The sequence below is a fragment of the Acinetobacter sp. ANC 3781 genome (assembly GCF_004331285.1).
Taxonomy (GTDB): Bacteria; Pseudomonadota; Gammaproteobacteria; order Pseudomonadales; family Moraxellaceae; genus Acinetobacter.
In genome coordinates this window covers 166,140-178,125 of the sequence record NZ_SJOH01000005.1, presented here as the reverse complement: position 1 = coordinate 178,125, position 11,986 = coordinate 166,140, and the positions used below count along the sequence as shown (strand labels likewise).

Genomic DNA, 11,986 nt, shown 5'->3' with positions numbered 1-11,986 from the left:
ATCAAGGGAGAAAAGTCAGTTACAGCATCTTCGATAAATTAAGTCAGCTCAACCAGCGAGAGATTGTTGAGAATAAACGGTTGGGGGCTGTTCTGAATCATATCCAACAGCAGCATGAAGAACTGGAACAACAAAACAAACGCAATCGTTCTCAAAAGATGCCAAGCAGACGTGCACAGAAAACAGCAATTCAACAGCGAAATCTGAATCCTGTGCTTGACTTGGAAATGTCCATATAGGACATTTCTATTTGGTTATTAGGTAGGACATTTCTACTTGGGAATAACAACTTTTTTAATATTAATTTAAGATCAGTATCCTATCTTAATACATACCCTCTCGAACGATCTCGTTCAACCGGCTTGGAAAAAAAGTCGGCTTTTTTATGAACATTTTTGATATATTCCGCTAATAAAAATGATCGTTATTTGATTAAATTGAAACTTTTTTCAATGTTAACAGCCTTCCAAGGGTAGAAAATATCCTCAATTTTACGGATAAAACCGGGACAGTTTTTAGCCGATCTTGTACGCATTTGCTCACATCAATCTAGGTCCTTTGCTGCTATACCACTTCGTTGTAGCTTCCTATAATGGGGACATACAGGGCAGGATGCTCCAAATAAAAAGAACAATAAACAGAACAAGGACTGAGATCCGACAGGAGTTAGATCTAAGCATCAAATACGAAAAACCCCGGCAGGATTCCGGGTTTTTTTATTATCTAAAATCTTATTATTACTAAGACTAAAAGCCCTCTCATATAGCATCCTTTATATTTATATATTTTATCTAACATCAATCTCTTATAAGAAATGAATTTGTTATCATCCACTTAAGTTATTTATAAGAATAAAAAAACCTCAAGCCGAGTCTTGAGGGGAAAATGGAGCTACTTTTTATTCTTCTTGTTATTTTTAACTGCTGCTAAGCTGACCTGGCTCGAACCCGTTGTTCTTGTTGCTGTTTTGCTTCAAGTTCACGAACCAGAGGCAACACCTTCGCACCGAAGTATTCGACTTCCTCAATAAAGTGTAAGAAGCCTGAAAGTATCAAGTCCACACCGACCGCTTTCAATTCCAGAATACGCTCTGCAATTTGCTGTGGAGTTCCAATCAGATTGGTCTTAAAGCCATCGTTATACTGTACTAAATCTTCAAAAGTCGATTTCGCCCAGTTACCTTCGCCTTCTAGGGTTGATGCACCTGCTTCGCGGGTAGCCTCACCAAATGCATTCACAGCTTGAATATTGGCTTTATCTACAATTTCTTGCAGCACAGATTGCGCTTCTTCTTCAGTATCGCGCGCAATAATGAATGCATTCACTCCAATTTTCACCTGATGGTTATTGGTCTTGGCTTTATCGCGAATATCATCAATTTGTTTTTTGATTTCTTCAGGTGTGTTGCCATTGGTGAAGTACCAATCTGAAACATGCGAAGCCATATTCCGTGCAGCACGTGAACTGCCACCTTGGAAGATTTCAATATGCGGTTTTTGCACCGGTTTTGGACTTAGGGTGTAATCTTTGAATTGATAATACTTGCCATCAAAACTGAAATTATCTTGAGTCCAGACGCCTTTTAAAGAACGAATAAATTCTTCTGAACGGACATAACGCTGATCGTGTTCTGGCCATTCTTCACCAATCGCATCAAATTCACCGCGGAACCAGCCACTGACTATATTAATGGCGATCCGACCATTCGTAAGATGATCAATCGTTGCTAATTGTTTGGCAGCAAGCGCGGGTTTCCAAGGGCCGGGCAAAATCGCCGCAATCACTTTTAAGCGTTCAGTTTTTGCCAAAATGCCGTGACTGAAGCTTACAGACTCATGTTGATTTTCTGCGTTATAGCCAGCAGTAAAACGAATCTGCGTCAGTGCATACTCAAAACCACTTTTTTCTGCCGCTTGGGCTAAGCGTACGTTGTATTCATAGCTCCAGTCGGTACGCTGTTCGATATTACTGACCACCAGGCCGCCACTGACATTCGGCACCCAATAGGCAAATTTTATGTTGTTGTTTTGCTGTGCTTGTTGTTGGGACATCTCTAAACCCTCGAGGTGAAAGTCGCAGATTAAGCGACTTGAGTCTGCGGTGCTTTTTTGCTGTGTAGGCGAGATTCTGCTGCATCCAAGCTTGGCACTGCCGCAGAAGGAAGCACTTCTTCCTGCTCGATTTGTTTATTAATGCCCAGGTTTTGATTGGCTTGTTGGGTTTTTTCTTTCACCACTTCTGCGCGTTGACCTTTTGCTGGTGCCCATTCAAGAATGGGTAAAGCACGTGCCACTGCCAAAGTAATACGGTCACGCAAGAATTCGCTGTGAATGGTGTATTCAGGCGTGAAATCACGGTCAGTTGCATAAACACCGATGGGCAAAGTTTGCGCCTGAAAGAAACTAAACAATGGACGCAACTGGTGCTCAAGAACCAAGGCATGACGTTCAGAACCACCAGAAGCTGCAAGCAGAACTGGAACATCCACCAGTGCTGTTTGTTCTACAAAATCAAAGAAATGTTTAAATAGACCGGTAAATGATGCGCGATACACTGGCGTACCTACAATTAGCGCATCTGCTGCTTCTACGGCCGCCAAGTCATCTTGTACCCGTTGTGGTAATTGATTGCGGTAGATTGCACCACCCATCAATTGACCAATTTCGCTGAATTTAATGAAATGTACCTTGATGGGAGTGGCTTCACCCAGTTCGTCCAGAATCGCCTGAACCAAAGCTTCAGTTTTTGATGGGTTGTTCAAACCACCCGATACAGCAACAATATTTAAGGGTTTTTGTGTATTTAAAATGGACATCTCGGAATAACCTAAAACAATAAAATATCGGAATATAGTTATTAATCAGCACCTGCGATATCCTGTAAAATAAGCAAATACAGAAAAGTTATCTGATTTTGAGATATACAGAAAATTGTCATTAAGTAAGCTTTAAGAGGGTATTAATTACTTGATTTATAGATTTATCTGGATTTCTAATAAGTATTTTGCTTTATACGATAAAATTTATATAAAAAAGTGATTAGGTTTAAACAAATTAAGAAAATAAAGAGTTTTGCTAATTTCTTACTGTGAATATCGGCTTAAATGCAAAAATAGTGAGATCTTGCATATCCTTAAATGCGCGACTATGGTTAGAATAGAAACCACTGTGCACAAGATCCTTCATGTCGCTTATGAATATTTTAATCGTTGATGACCATCCGTTGTTTCGTCATGCCTTGATTCAGGCCGTTCGTTACAGCTTACCGCAAGCTCAAATTCAAGAAACGGCTGCAGTAAATGAGTTGTATGAACGCTTAGATAACGGACCAGAACCGGATTTGGTCTTATTGGATTTAAATTTACCAGGAGCTTCGGGGTTTTCAGCTTTGGTTCACGTCCGTGCACAATATCCCTCGATTCCAATTATTGTAGTTTCTGCCCATGAAGAAACTTCAATAATTCAACGTGCGATTGCGCATGGTGCAATGGGCTATATTCCTAAATCAGCGCATCCAAGCCATATTGGTGAGGCGATTCGTCAGGTGCTAGAAGGTGAAATCTGGTTACCGCCAAACTTGCCTGCCAACCTGAATTTTGACCCACGTGCAGCAGATGAAACTGCACTGGCAGAACGTATTCAATCGCTGACACCACAACAGTTCCGTGTATTGATGATGGTAGCTGAAGGTTTGCTGAATAAACAGATTGCTTACGAACTTGATGTCTCTGAAGCAACCATTAAAGCGCATGTCACTGCCATTTTCCGTAAATTGAATGTACAAAACCGTACTCAGGCGGTATTGGCAATCAGCGCTTTAAATATCGAAGAAAAGAAAATGTAATTTGCTGAACACAGCATTGAATAAAAAAGGCACTTCATAAAAGTGCCTTTTTTATTGCGAGGTTTATGGCGCGAGATGTTTTGAAATTCAAAGCATTTAGCGTTTTAGATTAGGCGACACAGCTTTGTCTGGGAGTGTGGTCGGTGCAAAATAATGGATTCAATGCACATTGCAGATCATCGATTTGCTCCTGGGAGACATAGGATTTCTCTTTCAGGTATTCAGCTACGCTGTCATCTCTTAAGCTTAAGAATGCTGCATCATATACGCCCAAATCGACAAATAATGCCGCAGTTTCCAAGCTGTTAAAACGGTCTAAATAGACATCACTGCCATACAGCAGGAAAATATGATCTTCATTGGCATGCGCATTTACACCTAAACGTTTTGCCAATTCAAAAGGTGGGGTTTTAATAAAAAGCAGATCAGACAATTCATCAAATTGTGTGGTATCTAACATATTCTCATCGGTTTTTACTTTACCTAGCCACGCTTTAAAGACCAAGACTGCACCACCACGCAATAACATGCTCCAAATCTGGTGACGTACCTGATCAGTTAAGTCTCTAGATTCGGTGTTTAAGGAATCGATGAGCTTATCTTCTTGTTCAGCAAGTCGATCAAATAGGCCCAAACCTTGGGGTTTATATGCGGCAGGGCTGAAAACATCAAAATTCAATTCATCGAACACCTGTAATGCAAGTGGAACAGCACTTTGATATAAGGCATTTAGGGCCTGAATGTGAATATCCTTTAAGTGGCTGGGCTTAAACAACTCAGTCCATTGAATTTCAGGTAACAGGGCATTGACACCGTATTGACGGTGAAATTGTTGCCATTGGTCTACGTCATGGCTTCCGGCTTCAGAAATGTTCATCTTAAACTCCTGTATTTTTCTATGATGATCAGTTTCTTGGGCAGCGTTTTATGTAGGTACTGATAGACAGATTAAACTGATCACTTGTTGCTCTCATATATGATCCAGGAAAGCGACAAACGGAATACGACTAAAGTTATAGATGTAACTTTTATTAAAAAAATATATTTAATAATAATAACTTATAAAATTGTAACTAAGTATACAAGTGTATATTTAAATTTTGATGTTCTTTGCCATAGCCAGTACTGGCTTGGAGTTTTTGGTCAATGCAGCAGCGCTTAAATTCATGCTTTTTGAACAGTTTTGCATAAATGAAAAAATAAATTGCCAGTAATCGTAATAATAGGTGTATTTGCGTAAAAAAACGTCCATTTCAGTAAGCTGGAATGGACGTGCGGGTTTACGATTTAGGTTTAATCACTGGAAATTTTTAATCCAGATAACCATGAACGAAGCGATGCCGGTTTTAACGGTTTTTTCAGCAGCACAATATTCAGGTCTTTCAAATATTGTGGAAGATCAGGATCAGAATCTGCAGTAATCAGCGCCACAGGGACCTGTTCCTGACGGTTTTCCTGAATAAAATCGAGACCAATTTTACCGTTATTTAAATGCTGGTCGACCAGCCATACCTGAATGTTTTCTTGCTGAATCAGTTCTAGCGCCTGTTCAGGTTCAGTCGCTTTAAACACTTGATAGCCCCATTTGGTCAGCAAGGTCGACATCCCTTCTAAAATGGTTTCATCATTGTCTAAGCATAAAATTTTATAGGCTTTGCTTTTCAGTGGAATCGCCTGAACCGGTGTTGCCACCACTTTTGGCGCTTCCACAATCGGTACTTCAATCATGAAGCAAGAGCCTTTGCCATATTCGGAATAGACATGTACCGGATAGTCCAGCATGCTGGTCATACGTTGAACAATGGCCAGACCGAGTCCCAAACCTTGTTCACCCCAAGGGGAGGTGTGGCCGCAGCGCTCGAATTCCTGAAATAGCTTAATCCGTTGTTCTTCAGCAATACCTGGACCGGTATCCCAAACCCCAATCCGAATGTTATTGGGTTTATCGCTTGAACGCAGCACACCGACAATCACGCGACCTCTGGCGGTATAACGCAAGGCATTGCTGACAAAGTTTTGAATAATACGGCGAATCCATTGCGGGTCGGTATCAATCCAGAATTGCGCATCATGCACACTGAATTTAATCCCGCGTTGTGCAGCAATGGATTTAAATTGCAGTTCTAAATCACTGAGCAAGTCATGTAGAGGATAAGACTGACGTTTCGGCTGAATTGTTCCGCCTTCCAGACGGGCAATATCCAGCAAGGCTGACAGCATGCTTTCTGCCCCATGTAAGGCGCGATCAAGTTGTTGCAGGGTTTTGCGATCTTCATCTGACTGAACGCTTTGTTCCAAGGCAGTACTAAACAAACGCGCAGCATGCATCGGCTGTAGCAAGTCATGACTTGCCGCTGCAATAAAGCGACTTTTTGACATGTTGGCCCGGTCGGCCTGTTCGCGTGCCAGTTGTTGCTCGGAAAGTGCATTGGCAAGCTGTTGGGTACGATCTTGAACTCGTCCTTCAAGCATGGCTTCGTTTTCACGGAATGCGGTAATGTCGGCAAAAGTGGTGACGAAACCGCCACCTTCGATCGGATTACCGCGCATCTGAATCACTCGGCCATCTTTACGGATCCGTTCAAATTCATGCGCGCTCCCCATGGCCATCCAGTGAATCCGTTTCCGGACGTGCTCTTCCACCGAACCCGGACCGCATTCACCGCGTTCCGCGTTATAGCGAATTAAATCGGAAATTGGGCAACCGACATAGACAATGTCTTTTGGATAATCGAACAGTTTCAAATATTGATTATTCCAGGCCACCAGACACATGTTTTCATCTACCACACTGACCCCTTGGGTCATATGATCAATCATGGTCATGATCAGGTTTTGATTAAACCGCTGCCACTGTGAGGCCTGATCTAGAATATTCGCCACTTGACCGAGGGCTAAGCCATTATTCACCATCGCCGTGGTGAGCAGGGTACGCGCAGAAGCTGAACCAATAGTTCCTGCCAGATATTGCTCGGTGAAACGCCACCACATGCCATTGGCACTGCTATTTTCATTCAGGATGACATTATTTTGTGCGCAGAATTGGTGGAAAGCTTGGGTGGTGGGTCCTTCACCGGTAATCCGTTTGGCCAAGGCAATTAAATCTCCCACTTTCAGACGCGCCACATCATGATTGAGGTAGCTAATATCAGTCGAGCTGGTGTGTGCCGGCAAGGGCTTGGTTTCATAATAGAAGAAACTTTCTGCTTGAATCTGTTCTGCAATACTGGGGCGGAAAATTCGGGAGACCCAGACATATAACAGGATATTTAGACCTAAAGACCAAACTACGCCATGGGTCAAGGCTGCAAAAGACTGAAAGCCGAGCAGGGCTTCTGGACGTAACCAGTTAATCCCCAAAGGTCCCAGACTCAGAAACTGTTGGGAAAACTGGCTATATTCAGCAGGCAAGCTACGCAGTACCGTCGGTAACAGCAAGGTATACGCCCACATTACAAAGCCGGTAATCAGACCTGCATAAACCCCTTGTTTGCTACCGCCACGCCAATACAGTCCCCCAATCAAGGCAGGGGAGAACTGTGCTACTGCACTGAATGCCAGCAAGCCGAAAACAGAAAGTTGGTCAATGTCATTAAAGAAATGGAAGAACAGGAAGCCCAGCAACATGACTGCTAAAATACAGACGCGACGGGTAAATTTGAGGACCAACGGCAGACGTTTGTCGTGACGTGAAATTATGCCTGTGCGCCAGAGTGCCGGCATAATCAGGTCATTACTGAGCATAATCGACAAGGCGACTGATGACACCAGCAGCATGCCGGTTGATGCAGAAAAACCACCCAGAAAGGCCAGTAAGGTTAACCATTCCTGATTATAACTGAGCGGCAAGGACAGCACGGCAACATCTGGAATGGCTAAAAAGTGCGGGGCTGCATGTAATGCCCAGCTGGCAATGGGAATAATTGCGATGGTGGTCAGGATCAGATAAGTGGCAAACCAGCGACGTGCCCCGCGAATATGTTTTTCGTCGCGTAGTTCAACTACAGCCACATGAAATTGGCGCGGCAAACAAATGATCGCCAAGGCTGCCAATACCGTTTGTACCCAAAACGTTTCCGGTACCCCAAACAGTTGAACCTCTTTAAAGGTGTCCGCGACATCACTTGAAATTTGCGCCAGATTTCCCGGAGAATCAAACACGAAAAATAAGGCGACACAAAGTAAAGCGAAGAGTTTTACAAAGGATTCAAATGCCACCGCCAGCATTAAACCACCATGCTGTTCGGTATTGGCAATTTGCCGGGTCCCAAAAATCATGGCTAAAATGGCCAATATCCCCGTTAAGAACAGCACGCCATTGGTGGTGCCTTCTATGCCAGAGTCCTGTTGCAGAATCACGGCGGCACTTAAGGCAATCGCTCTGAGCTGTAAGGCCAAATAAGGAATAATCGCGATGACGGCAAGAATGGTAACCAGTGACGCCAATGTCCCGCTTTTGCCATAACGTGCGGCAACAAAGTCGGCAATAGAGGAAATAGCATGATGTTGACGTACCCGGCCCAAACGTCGCCAAATATCGTAACCGACCCCAACAAAGATTAACGGTCCTAAATAAATGGGCAGGAAGATAATCCCTTCCCGAACTGCGGCCCCCGTTGCGCCATAAAATGTCCAAGATGAACAATAAACCCCTAAAGTTAAACTAAAGAGTAGCATGCGTCCGCGGGTACTTAATCGACTGGCATGTTTTTCCCCAAAAAATGCACAGATAAAAAGTAATGCGATATAAAGGGCAAGAACCCCGATAATAAGCCAGCTATTCATATTGCCTGCAGTATAAAACTATATCGTAATAATACCCTATCTGATAATCTGACCGCTCAATTGATCAAAATTTAACGACCAAAGTATTAATTACAACAACCCAACAAGATTGTTAAGTTATACAACGTAATAATTCGAATTAAAAATAGCACCTAAGATTGGATGCACAAAGGAGCATTGTTATGGATGAGAGACAGGTAGAACAAATTCTACAAAATCCAAAATTTAAACAGATGGTCAGTAAAAAAAGTACACTGAGCTGGACACTTACAGCAATTATGTTGTTCGTCTACGTGGGTTTTATGCTGCTCGTCGGTTATAACAAAGAATTCTTAATGAGTTCTTTTAGTGGTGGTGTAACAACTTGGGGCATACCACTAGGTCTAAGCATCATCGTATTATCATTTATACTTTGTGGCGTGTATTCCTATATTGCTAACAACAAGTTAGATCCGCTAACAAAAGAAGCGATGAGAGAAGTAGAAGCAATTGCCAACGCAAAAGGACCGCACTAATATGAAATGGAATTCATTAAAGGCTCAGACCTTGGCAGCATCAACGCTGTTCATGTCAGGTATGGTCATGGCTGGTCCAGATCTTGGGGCTGCTGAACAGCAACCGACCAACTGGCATGCCATTATCATGTTCGTGATTTTTGTTGCTTTCACTTTGGTGATTACCAAATGGGCAGCGAAACAAACCACCAGTACCACGGATTTCTATACTGCCGGTGGGGGGATCTCAGGTTTCCAAAATGGTTTAGCGATTGCTGGTGACTATATGTCTGCCGCATCCTTCCTTGGAATTTCTGCACTGGTTTTTAGTTCAGGTTTTGACGGTTTGCTTTACTCACTCGGTTTTATGGTGGGTTGGCCAATCGTATTGTTCCTGGTGGCTGAACGTCTGCGTAACCTGGGTAAATTCAACTTATCTGACGTGGTGTCTTTCCGTTTGGCAGAAAAGCCGGTACGTACTTTGGCAGCTGTGAGTTCACTTGTGGTTGTTGCGTTCTACTTAATTGCTCAGATGGTTGGGGCAGGTCAGCTCATCAAACTGCTTTTTGGTTTGAACTACAACATTGCTGTTGTCATCGTTGGTCTATTAATGATGGCTTACGTGATTTTCGGCGGTATGCTGGCAACTACTTGGGTACAGATCATTAAAGCGGTGATGTTACTTTCAGGCGCGACCTTTATGGCATTTATGGTCATGAAAGGTGTGGGCTTTAGCTTCACTGAAATGTTTGAACAATCGATTCAAATCTTCTCTAAAGTACATGATGTAAGTTTGGCAGAAGCCGGCAATATTATGGGGCCAGGTAAATTAGCAGCCAATCCTCTAGATGCTATTTCACTCGGTCTGGCATTGATGTTTGGTACTGCAGGTTTACCCCATATCTTGATGCGTTTCTTCACCGTAAAAGATGCTAAAGAAGCTCGTAAGTCAGTAGTTGTTGCAACTGGTTTCATTGGTTATTTCTACCTTTTAACTTTCATCATTGGTTTTGGTGCGATTCTTTATGTATCGAATAATCCGCAATTCCTTGATGTGGCGAAAATGGCAATGACCGGCAAGTTAGAACTTGTTGGTGGTAACAATATGGCTGCGGTGCATTTAAGTGATGCGCTTGGCGGCGACTTGTTCATGGGCTTCATTTCAGCAGTGGCATTCGCAACGATTCTTGCTGTGGTTGCAGGCTTGACCTTGTCGGGTGCTTCAGCAATTTCACATGACTTGTATGCAAACGTATTCAAAAAAGGTCAAACGACGCCTGAATCTGAACTTCGTATGTCAAAAATTGCGACTCTAGGTCTTGCAATCTTTGCGATGATTTTGGGTATTTTATTCGAGAAACAAAACGTTGCCTTCATGGTTGGTTTGGCATTCTCGGTGGCTGCATGTGCCAACTTCCCGGTACTTGTACTTTCAATGTTCTGGAAAGGTTTAACCACGCGCGGTGCAGTGATTGGCGGTGTTGTAGGTCTGGCTCTTGCAGTACTCTTGATTGTTCTGTCTAAAGCAGTTTGGGTAGATACCTTAGGTATTTCTGATACACCAATTAATCCGTTTAATGGTCCTGCAATCTTCGCTATGCCATTGTCGTTCTTCTGCTGCTGGTTGTTCTCTGTGACTGATAACTCAGCACGTGCACAAGCAGAACGTAAAGCATTTGACGCACAGTATGTTCGTTCACAAACGGGTATTGGGATCTCTGGAGCGTCGGATCACTAAGACTCAAAATTGAACCGATAAAAAAGTCCCTGCGGGGACTTTTTTATTGTCTCAAGATTGATGATGTGCTTGATGAATAAGCTCTTGTTTCAAATTTAATCGGTTTATTTAAAGCTGATTTTTATTTTTTTGCTTCATAGATTCAATGTTTAAAATTAAATTTAGAGTATTGATGAATCAATTTCTTGATGATTTTCATACAAATGTGTTGCTAGGATTGTGTTCAATTCATGCTAATTTTATTAGATGAAAATAAAGAAAAATCCCTGATAAACAAAAAATAGTCATGTCTTGGAGTAATGAATGCAGGCGTTTATTCATGTTTGGAAGATTTTCCGCTTATTACCTTCAGCCTGGCTGATCTTGTTGCAATTTTTCATTTTAATATTATCTGTAGCCGTCAATTATAGTATGACCTATCGGACTTTGACTTGGCTTTTAGGGGTATTGGTTTTATTGGTGATTGCCAAAGTTATTCGACAAACACCGATGTTTACATTTTTAGGCTTAAGTTTTGTGGGTGGAGCCGTCGTTTTTTCTTCACTGAGTTTATTGGGTATAGATCATCCAATGATTCAAGTAACAGCGCATGGTTTCGAGGCTGCAGCCTATTTTAGTGCTGCATATGGTTTATTGCGTTATATGTTTGAAGACCGTTATTTAACTATAGATGAACTGTTTGCGGCAGGTGCTGTATTTACGTTGCTTGCTTGGGGTTTTGCCTTTTTATATAACATGTGCCAGCTTTTGGTTCCGGGCAGTTTTTACAATTCAAATATGACTGGTTTACACAGCTGGCTGGATTTATTGTTTTTAAGTTTTAGCTTGCAGTCAGCAACGGGTTTATCTGACTTAATGCCAGTGAGTGCACCTGCACGGGTGTTGGCCATGTTGCAAATGTTCTGTGGTGTGATGTACCTGGCGCTGATTGTTTCGCGGTTAATTGCGCTGCAATATATTGCGCATTTACCTAACCGGGATAAAACTAACAAATAAAATCAAGTTTTTATTATGTTACAGGACGGTAACTGCTTTATAGCTAACATTAATTTATGATGCGCCTGAGTTTTTTATGTAGTTCTACTTAAATCGTCTTTAATTTATCTTCTATAAATGCTTTGTTTGA

The 11,986-nt window shown here is 42.3% G+C and carries 8 protein-coding genes and 1 pseudogene; 5 read left to right on the top strand and 4 right to left on the bottom strand.

Translation table 11 applies throughout. From position 1 onward, the window contains the following. Positions 1 to 239, top strand: a pseudogene (locus tag E0H89_RS05735) (ISNCY family transposase); the annotation flags it as partial. Positions 240 to 926: 687 nt separating this feature from the next. Here the strand turns inward: E0H89_RS05735 and sfnG are convergent. Both sfnG and msuE read right to left on the bottom strand, forming a co-directional pair. Next, entirely contained in the window at positions 927 to 2,051 is a 1,125-nt protein-coding gene (sfnG, locus tag E0H89_RS05725; protein WP_131215352.1) for a dimethylsulfone monooxygenase SfnG, read from the bottom strand. Positions 2,052 to 2,080: 29 nt separating this feature from the next. After that, a complete protein-coding gene (gene msuE / locus E0H89_RS05720) occupies positions 2,081 to 2,815 on the bottom strand; it encodes an FMN reductase (RefSeq protein ID WP_131215349.1) in 735 nt (244 codons plus the stop codon). 377 nt (positions 2,816 to 3,192) lie between these two features. On the opposite strand from msuE, the gene E0H89_RS05715 reads away from it, so the two are divergent. Further along, on the top strand, positions 3,193 to 3,843 hold the full coding sequence (locus E0H89_RS05715) for a response regulator (protein ID WP_131215361.1): 651 nt from the start codon (positions 3,193 to 3,195) through the stop codon (positions 3,841 to 3,843). Between the two features lie 109 nt (positions 3,844 to 3,952). Here the strand turns inward: E0H89_RS05715 and E0H89_RS05710 are convergent, their stop codons facing one another. Next, a complete protein-coding gene (locus tag E0H89_RS05710) occupies positions 3,953 to 4,720 on the bottom strand; it encodes a hypothetical protein (protein WP_131215346.1) in 768 nt (255 codons plus the stop codon). A gap of 416 nt (positions 4,721 to 5,136) precedes the next feature. Further along, a complete protein-coding gene (locus E0H89_RS05705) occupies positions 5,137 to 8,628 on the bottom strand; it encodes a hybrid sensor histidine kinase/response regulator (RefSeq protein ID WP_131215344.1) in 3,492 nt (1,163 codons plus the stop codon). A gap of 182 nt (positions 8,629 to 8,810) precedes the next feature. Here E0H89_RS05705 and E0H89_RS05700 point away from each other — a divergent pair, with 182 nt between their 5' ends. The 3 genes from E0H89_RS05700 (at position 8,811) to E0H89_RS05690 (ending at position 11,856) form a co-directional block, all read left to right on the top strand. Beyond that, positions 8,811 to 9,143 (top strand): DUF485 domain-containing protein, encoded by a 333-nt coding sequence (locus tag E0H89_RS05700; RefSeq protein ID WP_131215340.1) that lies wholly within the window; start codon positions 8,811 to 8,813, stop codon positions 9,141 to 9,143. 1 nt (position 9,144) lies between these two features. Continuing rightward, positions 9,145 to 10,860 (top strand): cation acetate symporter, encoded by a 1,716-nt coding sequence (locus E0H89_RS05695; protein WP_131215336.1) that lies wholly within the window; start codon positions 9,145 to 9,147, stop codon positions 10,858 to 10,860. Positions 10,861 to 11,163: 303 nt separating this feature from the next. Beyond that, on the top strand, positions 11,164 to 11,856 hold the full coding sequence (locus E0H89_RS05690) for an ion channel (protein WP_131215333.1): 693 nt from the start codon (positions 11,164 to 11,166) through the stop codon (positions 11,854 to 11,856). Positions 11,857 to 11,986: the final 130 nt, after the last annotated feature.